Source organism: Nonomuraea sp. NPDC050022, assembly GCF_044460705.1.
Classification (GTDB): domain Bacteria; phylum Actinomycetota; class Actinomycetes; order Streptosporangiales; family Streptosporangiaceae; genus Nonomuraea.
Genome location: NZ_JBITKE010000004.1, coordinates 326,261 through 343,221, shown reverse-complemented (window position 1 = coordinate 343,221; position 16,961 = coordinate 326,261). Strand labels below are relative to the sequence as shown.

Genomic DNA, 16,961 nt, shown 5'->3' with positions numbered 1-16,961 from the left:
GAGGTTGGAGTTTCGTTTCCCTTTAGCGGCGACAAAGTATAAAAATGGTCGTGCTGGTGCAGAGAAAAGACCTCAACCGGCGCTGATTCGGTGGCGGAAAACCCAATAAGTCCAACTCTGGTAGAGCACCACCAGCGGCAGGAAAATCGCCGCGACCCTGGTCATGATGCCGAGCGTCTTCGGCGTCGAGGCCGCGTTCTGGAGGGTCAGGCTGTAGGCCGGGTTGACCGTCGAAGGCAGGACATCGGGATACAAGACCGCGAACAGGCAGATCACGGTCACGCCGACGGCGACCGCGGACAGCAGGAAGGCCCACCCCTGACGGCCCTTGGCGATGGCGCCGAGCGCGGCCACGAAGGAAAGAGCGGCGAGAGCGGCCAGGATCACCGTGCCGGGCCCGCCGCCGCGGAACTGCGTCCAGACCAGGAAGATCACCGCGAGCACGGCCGCGACGCCGCCGCTCCGCAGTGCCACTGTGGTCGCGCGCCGGCTGATCTCGCCGCTGGTCTTCAACGCCACGAAGACGGCGCCGTGCGTGAGGAACAGAAACAGCGTGGTCAGCCCGCCGAGCAGCGCGTACGGGTTGAGCAGATCCCCGACCGTACCCACGTAGTCGTGATGGGAATTGAGCTTCACGCCCCGCACGATGTTCGCGAACGCGACCCCCCACAGCAGCGCGGGCACGAACGAGCCGATCGCGATGCCCGTGTCGCACCACCGCCGCCACGTCACGGACCTCCGCTTGCCGCGATACTCGATGGCCACCCCGCGCACGATCAGCGCCAGCAGGATGAGCAGCAGCGGGACGTAGAACCCGCTGAACAGCGAGGCGTACCACTCGGGGAAGGCGGCGAACGTGGCGGCGCCGGCGGTGATCAGCCACACCTCGTTGCCGTCCCAGACGGGGCCGATCGTGTCGAGCATCGCCTGGCGTTCCGCGTCGTTCCGTCCCATGACGTGCAGCAGCATGCCGACGCCGAAGTCAAACCCCTCCAGGACGAAGTAGCCGACCCACAGGATGGCTATGGCCACGAACCAGATCTCGGTGAGCTCCACTACCCGATCCCCCTAGTAGGCGAAGGACGTCTCGCCGCCGTCCTGCGGTTCGGCACCGTCGGCGGGCGGCGGGGCCGCTCTGCCGTACTTGACCATGAGGCCGACCTCCACCAGGGCCAGCGCGCCGTACAGGGCGGTGAAGACGATCAGCGAGGTGAGTACGGTCCCCGCGCCGACGCTCGGTGAGACGCCACGGGCGGTCTTCATCTGGCTGAAGACGATCCACGGCTGCCTGGCCATCTCGGTGAAGATCCACCCGAAGCTGTTCGCGAGGAAGGGCAGCACGACCGACCAGACGGCGGCCTTCCAGATCCAGTCCTTGCCGTGGATCCGTCGTCCACGGGTCATCCAGAGCAGGAGGAGCGCCACCAGCGCGGCGAGCATGCCGAAGCCGATCATCAGCCGGAAACCCCAGTAGGCGACCGGGATGTAGGGACGGTAGTCGCCCGGTCCGAACCTGCGCTCGTAGTCCGCCTGGACGTTGTTGACGCCCTCGACCTTGCCGCTGAACGAGCCGGTGGCCAGCTGGGACAGCAGGCCCGGGATCTCCAGCTGGTAGATCGGCTTGGTGCCGTCCAGCGTCCCGATGGTGAACAGGGAGAACGGCGCGGGCTGCCGCGTCTCGTAGAGCGCCTCGGCGGCGGCCATCTTCATCGGCTGGGTCTGCGTCATGATCTTGCCGAGCAGGTCCCCGGAGACGAGGGTGCCGAGCGCGCCCAGCAGCACCGCCACGATGCCCAGCCGAAGCGACGGACGAAAGATGTCAATATCCCGCTTTCTAGCCAGATGCCAGGCGGAAACCGCCATGAAGATCACCCCACCGGCCAGCCAGCACCCGAAGATCGTGTGCGGAAAGGTGACCAGCAGCACCTTGTTGCTCAACACGGCCCCGAAGTCGACCAGTTCAGCCCGCCCGTCGAGCCGGAAGCCCACCGGCCACTGCATGAACGAGTTGGCGGCCAGAATGAAGTAGGCGGACAATACCGTGCCGAACGCGACAATCCAGATACACGCGAGATGCACCTTCTGCGGCAGCCGCTCCCAACCGAAGAGCCACAGCCCGAGAAACGTCGACTCCAGAAAGAACGCCAGCAGCGCCTCCAGCGCGAGTGGCGCCCCGAAGATGTCGCCGACGAACCTTGAATAGCTACTCCAGTTCATCCCGAACTGGAATTCCTGCACGATCCCCGTCACCACGCCCATGGCGAAGTTGATCAGGAAGAGCGTCCCGAAGAACTTGGTGGCGCGAAGGTAGGCCGCCTTGCCGGTCCACACCCAGGCCGTGTTCAGGATCGCCACCAGCAGTGACATCCCTATCGTGACTGGCACGAACAGGAAGTGGTACACCGTAGTGACCCCGAACTGCCAACGCGCGAGATCCAAGGCGTTCATGGCCACTACTGTACGTATCTGACCAAGCTCAGCGTGTCATGACACACTGGGCCGGAAGCAGCGCACTCGCCGGGTCAGGCTGTGTGTTCGTCGTGGCGGCTACCTGCGCTGACGAAGCCCTGACGGGGTGATCGCCGCCGTCATACGTCAGCCTTCGTCCGAACCCTTTCGGGAGTAGTTGATCCGCAGCGCTCCGGCTTGTGCGGTATCCCCGAACGTTCGCCGGGTATCCGTTCTTCCGCTCCCCCGAAGGGGGTACTCCTCCCAGAACCCCAGCCACGACGGACCGTCACCGGGATTGAGACGGTCGTGTGACCTACCATCCGGGGCCCTTGTGGTCACCTACGGTCATCCGCGAGCTCTTGGGTGATCGTCTTCGCGACACAAAACGGGCGCCACACGCGTGCGACACTCGGTGTGACACTCCGTGTGACAGGTCCGCCGAGCCGTCCCGGCGGCGGCAGTTGGACGTGGGAGGCAGCAGCGTGCAGCGTTCGCAGCCGTACCGGCACTTTGACGCCGCGCTGATCCGCGCCACTGCCCATGCGGGCGAACCGGACGTTCCGCCATGGCCCGAACCGTATGTCCCGCTGGCACGCGAGACGGATGACGAGGCGGCCGACGTCGAGCGGTGGTGCGAGTGGCTTGTACAGGTCTGGGCCCGGGAATCCGTGGCGGCGGCCGTCTCGCTGGCCAGCCCGGTCCTGGCGGCCCAGATCGAGGCAGTCTGCGCGGGGCGCCGACCCCGGCCCGGTCGCCTCCGCCGCATGGCGCTGTCGCTGGCCCGGTATCTGGTACGGATGCGCGGCCGAGCCACCCCTTTCGGGACGTTCGCGGGCGTAGCCCCGCTCCGCTTCGGCGCGGCACCGGAGTACCTGGCTGGAGCCCCGCGTACGCGGACGACCGCGGACGGCGTGTGGCTGGCCTCGGTGATCGCCCGCCTGGAATCGGACCCGGAGCTGCGGCGCCGCCTCCCGGTCATGGTGAACGATCTCGCGTTCGTACGAGGGGAACGCCTCGTGGTGCCCTGGCAGCCGCACGCGGGCGACCCGGCGCGCAGCGAGGTGGTGCAGCTGTCGGTACGGCACAGCGCGGCCGTCCGCACGGTCATGGAGCTGGCCCAGACACCTGTTCGGGCCGGCGACCTGGTCGACGGGCTGGCCGCCGCGTTCCCCGGTGCCAGGGTCCCGGCGATCGAGGCGATGGTCGCGGAGCTGGTCACGTGCGGGGTGCTGATCACCAGCCTGCGTCCGCCTTCGACCAGCGTCGACGGGCTCGCGTACGTGCTCGACCGGCTGCGGGACGCGGCGAACTCGCCCGGCGCCGCCACCCCGCAGGGCCAGGTACAAGAGGCCGACCCACAGGACCAGGTACAAGAGGCCGACCCACAGGACCAGGTACAAGAGGTCCCGCAGGACCGGCTACGAGAGGCCGCCCTGCTGGGCCGGGATGCCGAGGTTGGCTCGCTGGGCCAGAGGTCCGAGGTGGCTCGGCTGGTTCGGGAACTGCGGGTGATCCGCGCGGGGCTGCGGGCGGCCGACCGCGCGACCGGCGAGGCCGCCGTACGGGCCAGGCGAGCGGTCGGGGAGCGGATGCGGGACGTGGTGCCGGTCGAGGTCGCCCAGCCGCTCACGGTGGACCTGCGGCTGGGCGGCACCGTCGTACTTCCTCGCGAGGTGGCTGCCGAGGCAGAGTCCGCCGCCGGGGCGTTATGGCGGCTGACGCCGGACCCGGCCGGGCATCCGGCCTGGCGGGAGTACCACGTCATGTTCCTGGACCGGTACGGGGTCGGCGGCGTCGTACCGATCGAGGAACTCGTCGATCCCACAGCGGGGCTGGGGTTCCCCGGCCATTACGACGGGCCGGCCGACCCCGCGCCCCTGTCGCGCAGGGATCAGCGCCTGCTGGCCCTGGCGCAGCAGGCGGCCCTGGACGGCGCACGGGAGATCGTGCTGGACGACGCCGCGATCGAGGCTCTGGCCGCGGACGGGATGTACGGGGCGCGACCGGTTCCGTACATGGAGCTGGTCGCCGAAGTCTGCGCGCCCACCGCAGACGCGCTGGCCGCCGGAGCCTTCACCATGACGGTCCTCGCCGTCGACGGCACAGCGGCCGGCCTGGCGGGCCGATTCACCGACCTCCTGAGTGACGAGCAAGACGGCGACCTGCGGGACGACCCGCCGCAGGACGGCCTCCCACGCGATGGCCTCCCACGTGACGGCCTCCCACGTGACGACGGCCTCCCACGTGACGGCCTCCCACGTGACGGCCTCCGACAGGATGGCGACCGGCAGGATGGCCTCCCACGCGACCGCGACCGGCAGGGCAGCGGCTGGAAGGACGGTGACCGGAGCCAGATGGTCGGCCTCTACAGTCGGCTGCCCGTCGCCGTCGACGGTGCCGTGCCCGTGCAGTTGTCGTTCCCTGCCCGGCACCCGCGCGCCCAGGACGTCGCCCGTACCCCACTCCTGCTGCCGGAACTGGTCACCCTGGCCGAGCACCGTGCCAGCCCCGATGGGCGGATCTCCTGGCGGGATCTGGCGGTTACGGCGGACAACGACCGGCTGTACCTGCTGTCGCAGTCGCGGCGGCAGGTGGTGGAGCCGGTGCTGAGCAGTGCCGTGGCGCGGCATGCGATGCCGCCGATCGCGCGCCTGCTGTTCGAGATTCCGCGTGCTCGGGCGGCTGTGGTGTCGCCGTTCTCCTGGGGGACGGCGGCGTGTCTGCCGTTCCTGCCGCGAGTCCGCTACGGCCGCAGTGTGCTCGCGCCCGCTAGGTGGCGTATCCCCACCGGCGTCCTGCCCAGGCCGGACGCCGCGTGGCCGGAGTGGGTGCGGGCCATGACAGAACTGCGCGCCCGCCTGCGGCTGCCCGCCGCCGTGTCCGTGGGTACGGCGGACCGCCGACTGCGCCTGGACCTGGACGAGCCCATGAGCCTGGCGCTGCTCCGCGCTCACCTGGACGGCGCCGGTGAGGCCGCCGTCGTGTCGGAGGCGGCGGGACCGGCGGATCACGGTTGGTTCGGCCGCCGCGCGCACGAGGTCGTCGTCTCGCTGGCCGCCACCGCGCCGCCTGCCCGTGCTCCCGCCGCCGTGACGGTGCCGGGGCAGCTGCCGCTGGTCGGGCGGGAGGACGGGGTTCTACCTGGGGCGCGTGTCCTGTACGCCAAGCTGTACGGGGATCCCGGGGTGGTCGACACGATCCTCGCCAGGCACCTGCCCGAACTGCTTGAGAGCTGGGACGAGCCGCCGATGTGGTGGTTCGTGCGTTACCGCGACCCTCGTCCGCATTTGCGGCTGCGGCTGCACCTGGTCGGCGAACACGACTACGGCCCGTCCGCCGCCCGGGTCGGGGCGTGGGTCGCCGAGTTGCGTGGTCGTGGCCTCGTGGGTGACCTGGTCCTGGATACGTACCACCCGGAAACCGCGCGGTATGGGTCGGGAGAGGTCATGGCCGGGGCGGAGGCCGTCTTCGCGGCTGACTCCGCCGCGGTGGTCGCCCAGCTGGCGGCGCTGTCGGCGGCTCGCCACGTACACCCGCACGCGCTCACCGCGGCAAGCCTGGTCGATCTGACGGCCGCCCTGATGAGAGGCCGGGCGGCGGGGGCGCGTTGGCAGATCGAGCACCCTCCGGCCGGGCGCGCTGCCCCGAATGGCCGCGAGGTCGTCCGCCAAGCGGTCGGCCTGGCGGACCCGAGCGGGGACTGGGCAGCGCCGGCGGCTCTCCCGAGCGGGGACTGGGCCGCGCCGGCGGCTCTCCCAAGCGGGGGCCGGGCCGCGTCGGCGGCTCTCCCAGGCGGGGATCGGGCGACGCTCGCGGCTCTCCCCGGCGGCTCGCGGATCGTCAGGGCGTGGGAGGAGCGGCGGCGAGCCGTGGCCGCCTACCTGGACCGCCTTGCACTCGGTGCGCCGCATCTGACCGAATCATCGGTGGTGGCGTCATTCCTGCACATGCACCACATACGGGCGCTCGGGATCGACCGCGATGTCGAACGCCGGTGCCGTAAGTTGGCCCGCGCCGTCGCGCTGACCTTCGCCGCCCGCGACGACACCCCACCACCTGGCATCGGTCACTGACTGATCGCCTGGTGCGGTGGTAGGTATGGACTGTGGCCCCTTTTTTCCGGACCAACAGCCCGGAATTCGACTTCCCGCCGTTCGCCGGACTCCCGCCGACTCGCTATGTCCTGGCCGCGGCGCCGCGTTCCGGCAGCAACATGCTCGTTCGTACGCTCTGGCACACCGGGCGGGCCGGTTTCGCCGACGGTTATCTGGCGGACACCCATGTTCTCGACTATTTCGAGCGCTGGGGGTTCGACACCGCCGATCCGGAAGGCCGGGTAAAAGGCTATATAAGCCGATTAATGACCTGCCGGACCAGTCCGAACGGAGTTTTCGGCATCAAGGTGCATGGCGAGCACCTACAGGGACTCGAAGTCGATCTGGACGAGCTTCTCATGTCGCCCCAATACATCTGGCTAAGGCGCAGGGACCGGATCCGGCAGGCCATCTCGTACGTCCTGGCGAAGCAGACCGGCGTCTGGATCGTGGACGGGATCTACCTGTCGACCAGCCGGGCGCGGTCCGAGCCCCACTACGACTACGCCGAGATCCGCCGCCACCTGCAACACCTCGATGACGAGACGAGGGCGTGGCAGCGGTATTTCGACCGCCGCGAACGCGTCCCGCACGTCGTCTACTACGAGGACATGCTCGCCGACTACCCGGGAACCGTCCTCGGCTGCCTGCGGCACCTGGGCGTCGATCCGCCCGATTCCCTTCCCGAGCCCGGCATCAAGCGGCAGGCGGGTGCGGTCACCGAACGGTGGCTGGAGATGTTCGAGCGGGACAGCGCTCAGGACGGAAACGAAGCCCGGGTGAGCGCCAACCGCTAAGGGCCGCCAAGGGCCGCTAGGGGATCGTCGAGCTGAGCGGCCAGCGTCTGATCCGGTACGGCGTCCACCACACGTACCGCCCCACCTGATGCAGCAGGTCCGCCCGCAGATACCGCTCCGTCACCGTCGGCGCCAGGCTCGCCGCCCGTACGCCCCGCAGCAGCGGCGCGATCGCCTCCTCGCGGTTCGGGTTGCGAATGACGAGGCGCCTGAACGAGCCCGTCCGGCGGTCGCGGATCTCGATGAAGCCGGGACCGAGCCGGTAGCCGCACTTCGCGATGTGGAAGGTGTCGCGCCACTCGGCCGCGATGCCGTCCCCGGCGGCCCCCGCGTACACGGCCGCCGGAGGGTGCAGGTGGCTGAGCGGCCGCCATCCCGCCGAGCCGACCGACATGCGGAGGGTCCAGTCGACCGCGATGCCGTGGCTGGTCAGCTCGCGGATGACGGCGAGGGCGGCCACCGCCGCCGCGCCGCCCGGGTCGTCCAGATCGACCATGTCGTCCAGCTGGGCGAGCTGGACCCCGTCCGCCGCCAGCCGGGACACGGTCGCGAGGGGATCGCCGGTGACGTTCACGCGGCCCGCGTACATCCCCCGGACGCGCATGGCCGCCGGGTCGCGATCCTTCCACAGCGTCATCGGTACGTGAGCCGGGAGCCCGGCGACGGCGCTCATAGAGGCGTCCCCACTGGTACCGCAGTCTCCGAGAGTGCCGGTACGAGCGGTTCGCCGCGACTGAGATTCTCGCCGTCGAGCCGCATCAGGTCCTGGTTGGCGACGGCCGGCGCGACGTGGACCGCCTGGCCGGCGTCGCAGAAGATCAGGCCGAGTTCGCGCCAGCGCGCGAGCAGCTCGTCGATCCGTTCCTTGGTCACGTCGTCGTGCCGGGCCGCGGCCTTGCGTACGAGCGCCGCCGGGCTGTGCGGTGTGTCGAGCAGGCGGAACACCGTCAGCTCCAGCGGTTCGGCGAGGTCGAGCAGGTGCCAGGAGAAGCCGGGCCGGGTGTCGACGAGCACGATGTGGTCGCCCAGGTCGCAGTGGGTCAGGCGGCTGCGCGGGTAGGCGTCCGTCCAGGCGGCGACGGCCGCGCGCAGGCGGTCGAGGCAGTCCGCGTCGATGCCACGGCGCGGGGAGTCGAAGACGTAGACGAGGTCGGCGAGCTCGGCTTCGGGCAGATCGTAGATGTGCCGGTACTGCGCGGCCGGGCGGAGCTCCCCGAAACCCAGCTCGGGCCGGTCGAAGTACGGGCTGAAGCGCTCGACCTTCAGCCGGGTGGCGTTCGACGGCGGCATGAGGTGGACCAGGGCGGGCACCTGGTCGATCACGCTGTCGTAGTCGGCCTCGGACTCTTCCGGGAAGCCGTAGAGGTAGTTCCAGTTCAGGTTGATGCCGACGGTCTCCGCGTCACGCAGCAGCCGGACGTTCAGACAGCCGGTCACTCCCTTGTCCATCAGGGTGAGCACCCGGCTGCTGAGGTTCTCGATTCCGGGCTGCATGTAGTCGATGCCGGCCGCGCGCAGGATCTCCAGCTGGTCGCGGCGCAGGTTCGACTTGATCTCGTAGCCGATCCGCAGGTCGTAGCCGAACTCCTGGAGGCGCGGCGCCATCGACGTCAGGTAGGCCATGTCGAGGATGTTGTCGGTCACCCACACGTCGAGGACCCGATGCCGTTCGACCAGGCTGAGGATCTCCGCCACGAACCGGCCGGGATCCTTGCTGCGGAACTGCATGAGCGAGCCGTTCAGCCCGCAGAACGTACAGTGGTGTTTCTCGCCCCACCAGCAGCCGCGCGAGCCTTCGACGGTGAGCCGCGGTTCCACCCAGGTGCCCGCCAGGGACCTGGCGTGCTGTTCGAAGTAGTCGCCGAAGTCGGGCGGGACCAGCGCGTCGGGCGGTAGCGGCCGCGCCTCCACCGCGTTCACGACGGACTCGCCGCTCGGCCCGCGCCAGCACAGTCCGGCGATCTCGCTCACGTCGCCCCCGTCCCCGCCGTCGGCGCCGATCGCGGAGAGCAGTTGCGGGAAGGCCAGCTCGCCCTCGCCGCGTACGACGAAATCGATGAACGGGAAATTGCGGTGCATCGCCGCGCCCTGCGGACCCTCGCAGTTCGCGCCCCCGAACACCGTGACGGCATCCGGCGCCTGTCTCTTGACCGCGCGCGCCGCCGCGAGGGCCGCGGCGTTCTGCGCGAAGGTGGCGGTGAAGCCGACCACGTCCGGTGTCATGGCCGCGATCCGGGCGGCGGTCTCCTCGATGAACAGCGGCGCGAGCTCATGGAGTCGCGTCGCCTTGGCGAGCATCGGCTCCGGCACGCTGCCCCCGAGGAACTCGGCGAACTCCGTCACCTTCCACCGAGGCCGCTCGTTCAGCGCCGCCGAGAAGATCCACTCGCTGTGACCGGAGAAGTAGGAGCTCACGAAGGTGTCGTACTCCTCGAACGTGAAGCCCACGTGCTCGTTCACCCAGTCGATGTAGTCGAGCTTGGCATGGACGACGTCCACCTCGGCGTCCGGGTACACGTCGAGGACCCGGCGCTTGAGCACGCCGAGCGAGAGCGACGGCGCGTCGATCGACGACCACGGCATGTCCACCAACACGATGTGCATGGGTTTATCCCTCATCTCCAGGTCGTACGTCCTACCGGGTCACCACAGGCCGCGCCGGGACAGCGCGCGACGTGCCGCGTCGCTCTCGGCCGTCGGTCCGGCCGCGAACGCCGTGGCCACACGCTCGGAGATCACGCCGCGAGTGACGCCGGCCGGCGTGGCGAAGTACGCGTACGGCACGCTTGCTTGGCCGGCGCCCGGTGTGGCCTCGCCCCAGGAAACGAGGGAGGCCGGCGCGTACCGGCGCAGGGCGGCGTGACCGCGGCCGGTCTCGACGATCCCCTCGCTCTCGATGACGAACGACAGCGGCTGCTCGCACGCCAGCGCCGCGAACAGGGCGATCATCAGCTCGTGGCCCACGGTCTCCCGCAGGATCGCGGCGTCAGCGACCCGCTCCTCTGTCAGGTCGAGCAGGAACGCGGCGAACGCCTCCTCCACCGACACCCCGGCCCCCGAGTACGGGATCAGCCGGAACCTGCTGAAACGCGGCGACCCGAGGAAGCCGTCAAGCAACTCGGCATCGCCGATGCCGGCCGCGGCCAAAGCGGACACGCTGCGCGGGAACGCCGACGCCAGGCTGCCTCCCGCACCGAGCCGCCAGATGGTCGAGCGGAACCGTCGGGCGGCGGCGTCGAGCTCGTCCAGGTCGATGGTCTCCAGGCACTCCAGCTCGCCCGCGTCCGCCGCCACGGCCGCGGCGCCGTCGGCGGCGAGCCGCTCCCGCAGCCGGCTGTCGAGCAGCAGCCGCATGATCAGGTCGGCGAGCTGCTCACCGTCGAGTGACCGCACGACCGGGGTACTCATCGCGCCGCCCCATCCCGATGGGCGGTGCCGTCTCGCCACGCGCCCACCAGCGCCTTCAGGCGGCCGTAGTTCCGCCGCGACTTCTCGACCAGCCGGCCGTCGTCGCGGAACATCGGGTCCTCATAGGTCACGCCGAGCAGGTTGGGGCAGCGCGGCAGCAGGTACTCGGTGAGTTCGAGCTGTTCGTCCAGCAGCACCCCGTGATGCAGGTCGCGGAACTTGCCCTTCACGATCTGGCAGCCGGACAGGTGCAGCTCGCGGCAGCGTTCGAGCGGCAGCGCCTCGATGTCGTCGAACATGTGGCGGCCGGTCCGTCCGCGCAGCCACTGGTAGCTGAGCAGGTGGCCCACGTCCAGCGTGACGTGCGCGTCTGCGTCGTCGGCCAGCCGCGCGAAGTACGCGAAAGCGTCGAGGTGCCCGAGAACGAACGACCCGCCTTCGGTGAACCCGGGGAACTCGACGTGCAGCGGCAGCTCCAGGAGGCGAGCCGTCTCGGCCACGTTCCGCGTGGCGATCTCCAGGCCCGGCTCGGTCAGCGGCGGCGGCAGCGGGTACGGCAGCGGATAGCCCCGGAGGTTCCAGATGCCCAGGTCCTCGACCACCCAGCGAAAACCGTAGCGAGCAGCGAGTTCGTTGGTGAACTCGGCCGCGGGTCGCCGGTCGTAGCGCTCGGGCGTGCCCATGTTGAACTCGGTCTGATGGAAGGCCCGGCCGAGTCCGGCGGGCAGCGCCTGGAAGAAGCGGTCGTAGGTGCGGACGTAGTCGGCCGCTCGCGGGGTCGCGCGTGAGCGGGGCTGGTAGGCGAAGGCGGCGTACGCGAAGTCGTCGCCATGGCGCTCGGCGAAGGCGCGTACCCGTGGCGTGATGTCCCCGCCGTCGTCCGTCTCCACGAACCCGACGCCCCGCCGGCCGAGCGACCCGCCGCCCCACGGCATGTCCATGAGGAGACCGAACCCCAGCCTGGCTGGGCCGGTCTCGCCGGCCCGCATGGTCCCGGTCGTGATATCGGTCGTCATGTCGGCCTCCTCACGGGCTCGCCGCCCGCGACCATCGGCGGCGCCTCCCGATGGTCCTCATCCGCGCGTTCCTCATCCGTGTGCTCTGTGCCTGCCGTCGCCTCGACCAGGCGGGCCAGCAACCGCCCTCCCTGGGAGGTGCGCGCCAAGAGCACGCCGTCGCCGCGCTGCTCGACGTCTCTCCGCGGCAGCGCGTAGAACCGCTCCCAGACCAGATCAGCCACCAGAATCCGGCCGTACGGGTCCGCTTCGCGCTTCGCCCCCGCAAACCCGGCCGCGTCGACGCCCGCCGGCACCGTCCGTACCCATGGATACGGCCTGACAGCCGCGACAGTGGCTCGGGCCCCGGTGGGGCGGGGCAGGATCGCGCTCACCTTGCCCGGCTTGACCGTGTGGAAGACGCGCACCAGGCGGTCGAGCGCTTCCGCCCGAGTGGGTCCGCCGGGCACCGTCAGGGGATGCCCGACCCGCCCGGAAAGGTAGCTCAGCTCCGGATTGCCGGCGAGCGCGCCCGAGGTGTCCAGCGACAGGCCGAAGCCGTCCGGGTCCCGCGCCAGCCTGCTGCCGGGCTCGGACACCATGAGCTCCAGCGCGTCGATGCCGATGCGCTCCTGGTTCGCCGCGAGGAAGCGCAGGGACTCCTCGAACTCGGCGGGCGTCTCGTCGAAGACGTACCCCATCACCGAGAACCGCAGGACGATGCCCGCCGCCGCGACGTTCTCGACGATCCGCTGGTAGTCGGCCGCCCGCACGCCCCGGTCCATCAGGTCGAGCAGCCGCTGGGAGGTCCCCTCGTAGCCGACCGACATCAGCTCGCATCCCACCTCGGCGAGGCTCCGGCAGAAGTCCGGGTCGGCCAGGGTGGCGTCCAGCCTGCTGCGTACGCCGAACCCCACGTTGACGCCGCGCTCGCGTACCTCGCGCATCGCCTTCACGATCAGCCGCAGGTTGGTGTTCTCATCGGAGATCGACACGAAGGCCGCGCCCGTGTCGCGGACCACGCTCTCCACGGCGTCGGCGATCTGGCGCACCGTACCCTGTTGGTAGGCGCCCGGCGCGAGGGACCGATTGCCGTACGAGCAGAACGCGCACCGCCCCCAGTAGCAGCCGACGCACGAGATGATCGCGACCTCCATGGTCTCGTTGAGGTACGACCGGACCGGCAGCCCGGCGAAGTCGGGCGGCCCGAGGTCGTGGAAGCGCAGTGTGACCGGCTGCTGGGCGCGGTGGGCGGGTGCGCCGTGCGGAAGCCAGGTCATGCCGGGGACCGCGTCCGCCGGGATGTTCCCGTCCAGCGCGTCCAGCCAGCGTTCGAGCGGCTGTTCGCCGGCGGTCCAGCACAGCGCGTCCACCGCCGCCTGTACGCCGGGCAGCCGCGCCAGTTCCTCGTGCCGGAGCATCACCTGCTGGCCACCGAGGCAGATCTTGGCGTCCGGCCGCAGCCGCCTGATCCAGGCGGCGATGAGCAGCGCGGGGGCGAGCTGGCTGAAGAACGCCACGGACAGGCCGACCACGCGCGGCCGGTGCCGGGCCAGCAGCGCCTCGACCATGAGGTGCAGCCGATCGAGCGGTATCCCCGACGCGGCGGGCGGCAACCGGGCGGACCGCCGCACCGCGTCGTCGAGCTGGGCCAGATCCTGCCACGTCCGGATCAGGAACGAATCGCGCACCAGCAGCTCGATCGCGTGATGGGCGAGCCTGACCGCACGAGCGGGGCCCAGCTCTCCGGCCGGCTCCTTCCGCAGGACATGCGCACGGAGCTCGTCGACGTATCGGGCCACGACGTCGGCCATCGCCCCTCGGTACCAGGTGCCTGCCCCGTCGTCCGGCTGCTCGCGCACCACGTCGCCCAGCAGTTCCGGATGCTCCAGCAGGTCGTGCAAGAGGGCGATGTTCAGATCGGCCTGGTGGACCCGCCGCCCGTGCCGCCGTAGGTGACCGGTGAGATAAGGCAGGCTCAAATAGGGAAAGAACCTGGCTTCGGTCTGCGGCGGAAACAGGAGCAGAACGTCGGCGTCGCGCGATTCCACCGGACCGGCCGACAGCCTCGTCAGCCCTTGGCGGGTAGGTCGCCGGTGTCCTCCGCCGCCTTGTAGGTGTAGGAGTGGTACGACCCGCTGAGCTTGAGCTCGCTGGATTCGATCACCTCAAGCTGGTCCAGCTCGGTGAATTCGTCGTCGATGACCATTTCGGGTCTCACCGCGACCACGGTGCCTCCTTGTGGGAATCTGCCAGGCAGTCTGGCGGTCCCGGCGGCAGTCAGCGCATGGACCGCACCCTTCTTAACCTGTTCAACGATAGTCACGTCATTCCGCACGTCAATAGCCGTCGAAAAGCGCCGGGATGATACATCTATTCCGGCCGTACATTAAATCGGGCGAACCGCTTCAGAGAGATAAGTATTCGTCACCCGGCGGTGTGGGTCGAGGCGCTGTGGTAGTCGGTATAGGTATACGGATTATCGAGGATGGTCGTCTCGGGAATGTCGGGGTTCATCCCCTTCTGCCATGCCTCCTCGCCCATCGTCGAGCGCAGATACTCGATCGTCCGATCGGCGGCGCGGCGGGCCGCGGCGAGGTCGACGCCGACCAGGCGGTGCTCGTGCTTCACCACCCGGCCGTTGACCAGAACCGTGTGCACGTCCCCGCGCTGAGCCTGGAACGCGACGTGCCCGTACGGGTTGAGCAACGGGAACGACACCGGCGAAGCCTCGTTCTTGATGAGCACCAGGTCGGCCTTCTTCCCGGCGGCGATGACGCCGAGATCGTCGCGGCCGAGGGCGCGGGCGCCGCCGCGGGTGGCCCACTCGACGACCTGGTCGGCGCGCAGACTGCAGTGCGTGACCGTGTCGCCCCTGGCGTGCGCCTCCAGGTGCTGGCGAGAGCGGTCGGCGCCGAGGGTGGCGCGCATGGCGGAGAACAGGTCGCCGCTCCACCAGACACTGGTGTCCATCGACAGCGACACCGGGATGCCATGGGCGCGGATGGCCCAGGTGGGCGGGTAGCCCTGGCCCGCGCTCTGCTCGCTCTCGGTGGAGACCGAGATGGAACCGCCGGTGGCGGCGATGCGGTGGTAGGAGTCGGCCGACAGCGACGCGGCGTGCACGTACACGGTCTCGGGCGTCATGAAGCCGTGCTCGTGCATGAGCCGGATGCCGTCGTCGCCGGTGGCACCCCACACTCCGGCGTGCGTGGTGACCGGGACGCCGAGGTCGCGGGCGACCTCGAAGGCCGGCCGCTCGGGGAAGGCGGGGTCGCCCAGGACGTCGAAGGCGAGCTGGAAGCCGAGCAGGTCGTCCCCGGTAATCCGGCGCCGCACGAAGTCGCGGAACTCCGGTGTGCCCGTCCACGCCGCCGGTGGCTGCTGGATGTTGCCGTACGCGAGGACGTACCGGCCGGGCGCCGACTGGAGCGCGTCCACGGCCGCGTCGGCGTGGTCGACCGTCTGGAGACCGTGCGACCAGTCGACGACGGTCGTGACCCCGGCGTCGACGGCTTCGAGCGCGGCCAGCAGGTTGCCCGCGTGCACGTCCTCGGGCCGGAACAGCTTCCCGTGCTCCAGGTAGTACCAGACGAAGTACTGCGTCAGGGTCCAGTCCGCGCCGTAACCGCGCATGGCGGTCTGCCACATGTGCCGATGGGTGTCGATCATCCCGGGCATGACAATGCCGTCGCTCGCGTCGATCTCGACGGCGTCCTCCGGCGCCTGGAGATCGGGCCCCACGGCCGCGATCCGGTCGCCGGCGACGAGGACGTCCGTGCGGGGGAGCACCTGCCGCCCTTCGTCCATCGGGAGCACGGTGCCGCCGCGCAGCACCACGGGCCGTCCGTCCATCGACTCCATCGCCCTCTCCTTACCGCTTCGCGCCGCATTGGCGAACGAGTGTCCGCTGTACGGTCAGCGCAACTCTAGAAGCGCGGGAGTGGATGTCAAGCAGAGGGTTTCCCGGTTAGAGTGCAACGGACCAATGTCCGTTGAACGGACGACGGAGGGTGAGTCAATGAGTGATGGGCCGCTGTCAGGTGTTCTGGTGGCCGACTTCTCCCGGATCCTGGCCGGCCCGTACGCCACGATGCTGCTCGCGGACATGGGCGCCGACGTGGTCAAGGTCGAGGGCCCGCAGGGGGACGACACGCGTACGTGGATGCCGCCGGTGCGCGAGGGCGTGTCGACGTACTATCTCGGCGTCAACCGCGGCAAACGGTCGATCGCGCTAGACCTGCGTGACCCGGCCGACGCGGCGGTGGCCAGGGAGCTGGCCCGCCGCGCCGACGTGCTGATCGAGAACTTCAAGCCGGGCGGGCTGGCCAAGTTCGGCCTCGACTTCGCGTCCGTACGGGCCGCCAACCCGGGCGTCGTGTACGCCTCGATCACCGGGTTCGGCTCGGGCGCCGGGCGCGACGTGCCAGGCTACGACCTGATGGTCCAGGCCATCTCCGGCCTGATGAGCCTCACTGGCGACGCGGACGGGCCGCCGTACCGGGCCGGGATCTCGGTCTTCGACGTCATGGCGGGTAACCACGCCGTCATCGGCATCCTGGCCGCGCTGCGGCACCGCGACGCCGTGGGGCAGGGGCAGCTGGTCGAGGTCAACCTGCTGTCGTCGGCGCTCACCGGGCTGGTCAACCACAGCTCGGCGTACGTGGCGGGCGGCACCGTGCCGTACCGGATGGGCAACGCGCACCCGAGCGTGTTCCCGTACGAGCCGCTGCCGACCGCGGACAACGACCTGATCATCGCGGCGCCCAACGACGGGTCGTTCCGCCGGCTCTGCGAGGTCCTCGGCATCCCGGACGTCCCGAGCGACCCACGATTCGCGCGCAACGTCGATCGGGTGGCGCACCGCGATGAGTTGCGGCCCATCCTCGTCGAGCGGCTGGTCAAGCGCGGCGCGGTCGAGTGGTTCCAGCTGCTCGTCGAGGCAGGGGTGCCGAGCGGGCCGATCAACACGATCGACGGGGGCTTCGCGATGGCCGAGCGCTTCGGGCTGGACCCGGTCGTGGCCGCCGGGGAGGGTGAGCGCGCGATGCCGACGACACGGCATCCGATCAGGTTCTCCGAGACCCCGGTGAGCTACCGGCTGCCGCCGCCCGACCTCGACGAACACGGCGAGGAGCTGCGCGCATGGCTGACTCCGTGAACGGCGGTTACCCCACGGCGAGGAGCCGCGCGCATGACTGACCTCGTGAACGGTT

Annotated in this window: 12 protein-coding genes; 3 read left to right on the top strand and 9 right to left on the bottom strand. The window is 69.9% G+C overall.

Annotated elements, in window-relative coordinates:
- Positions 1-72: 72 nt before the first annotated feature.
- Both cydB and ACIBO2_RS18110 read right to left on the bottom strand, forming a co-directional pair.
- On the bottom strand, positions 73-1,056 hold the full coding sequence (cydB, locus tag ACIBO2_RS18115; RefSeq protein WP_397297983.1) for a cytochrome d ubiquinol oxidase subunit II: 984 nt from the start codon (positions 1,054-1,056) through the stop codon (positions 73-75).
- Between the two features lie 12 nt (positions 1,057-1,068).
- The gene (locus tag ACIBO2_RS18110) at positions 1,069-2,448 is read right to left on the bottom strand and encodes a cytochrome ubiquinol oxidase subunit I (RefSeq protein WP_358533931.1); all 1,380 of its coding nucleotides are present in this window, start codon (positions 2,446-2,448) and stop codon (positions 1,069-1,071) included.
- A 485-nt stretch (positions 2,449-2,933) separates the two neighbouring features.
- Here ACIBO2_RS18110 and ACIBO2_RS18105 point away from each other — a divergent pair, with 485 nt between their 5' ends.
- Both ACIBO2_RS18105 and ACIBO2_RS18100 read left to right on the top strand, forming a co-directional pair.
- Positions 2,934-6,524 carry a lantibiotic dehydratase gene (locus ACIBO2_RS18105; protein WP_397297981.1) on the top strand — a complete coding sequence of 1,197 codons (3,591 nt, stop codon included), beginning with the start codon at positions 2,934-2,936 and terminating at the stop codon, positions 6,522-6,524.
- A gap of 32 nt (positions 6,525-6,556) precedes the next feature.
- A complete protein-coding gene (locus ACIBO2_RS18100; RefSeq protein WP_397297979.1) occupies positions 6,557-7,342 on the top strand; it encodes a Stf0 family sulfotransferase in 786 nt (261 codons plus the stop codon).
- A 16-nt stretch (positions 7,343-7,358) separates the two neighbouring features.
- Here ACIBO2_RS18100 and ACIBO2_RS18095 read toward each other — a convergent pair whose 3' ends face one another.
- The 7 genes from ACIBO2_RS18095 to ACIBO2_RS18065 form a co-directional block, all read right to left on the bottom strand.
- Positions 7,359-8,015: a DUF5825 family protein gene (locus ACIBO2_RS18095; protein ID WP_358533923.1), complete on the bottom strand. Its 657-nt coding sequence runs from the start codon at positions 8,013-8,015 to the stop codon at positions 7,359-7,361.
- Positions 8,012-9,946, bottom strand: a complete 1,935-nt coding sequence (locus ACIBO2_RS18090) for a RiPP maturation radical SAM C-methyltransferase (protein ID WP_397297976.1) — start codon at positions 9,944-9,946, stop codon at positions 8,012-8,014. Before ACIBO2_RS18090 ends, ACIBO2_RS18095 begins: the two co-directional genes overlap by 4 nt.
- Before the next feature lie 39 nt (positions 9,947-9,985).
- Positions 9,986-10,750: a hypothetical protein gene (locus ACIBO2_RS18085; RefSeq protein WP_397297974.1), complete on the bottom strand. Its 765-nt coding sequence runs from the start codon at positions 10,748-10,750 to the stop codon at positions 9,986-9,988.
- On the bottom strand, positions 10,747-11,766 hold the full coding sequence (locus ACIBO2_RS18080) for a DUF692 family multinuclear iron-containing protein (RefSeq protein ID WP_397297972.1): 1,020 nt from the start codon (positions 11,764-11,766) through the stop codon (positions 10,747-10,749). The genes ACIBO2_RS18085 and ACIBO2_RS18080 overlap by 4 nt, the downstream gene beginning before the upstream one ends.
- Positions 11,763-13,796: a B12-binding domain-containing radical SAM protein gene (locus ACIBO2_RS18075; RefSeq protein WP_397297970.1), complete on the bottom strand. Its 2,034-nt coding sequence runs from the start codon at positions 13,794-13,796 to the stop codon at positions 11,763-11,765. Before ACIBO2_RS18075 ends, ACIBO2_RS18080 begins: the two co-directional genes overlap by 4 nt.
- A 20-nt stretch (positions 13,797-13,816) precedes the next feature.
- Entirely contained in the window at positions 13,817-13,975 is a 159-nt protein-coding gene (locus ACIBO2_RS18070; RefSeq protein WP_358533909.1) for a hypothetical protein, read from the bottom strand.
- A gap of 197 nt (positions 13,976-14,172) precedes the next feature.
- Positions 14,173-15,609, bottom strand: a complete 1,437-nt coding sequence (locus tag ACIBO2_RS18065; RefSeq protein WP_397297967.1) for an amidohydrolase family protein — start codon at positions 15,607-15,609, stop codon at positions 14,173-14,175.
- A gap of 157 nt (positions 15,610-15,766) precedes the next feature.
- Between ACIBO2_RS18065 and ACIBO2_RS18060 the strand changes: the two genes are divergently transcribed.
- Positions 15,767-16,906 carry a CaiB/BaiF CoA transferase family protein gene (locus ACIBO2_RS18060; protein ID WP_397297965.1) on the top strand — a complete coding sequence of 380 codons (1,140 nt, stop codon included), beginning with the start codon at positions 15,767-15,769 and terminating at the stop codon, positions 16,904-16,906.
- Positions 16,907-16,961 lie beyond the last annotated feature (55 nt).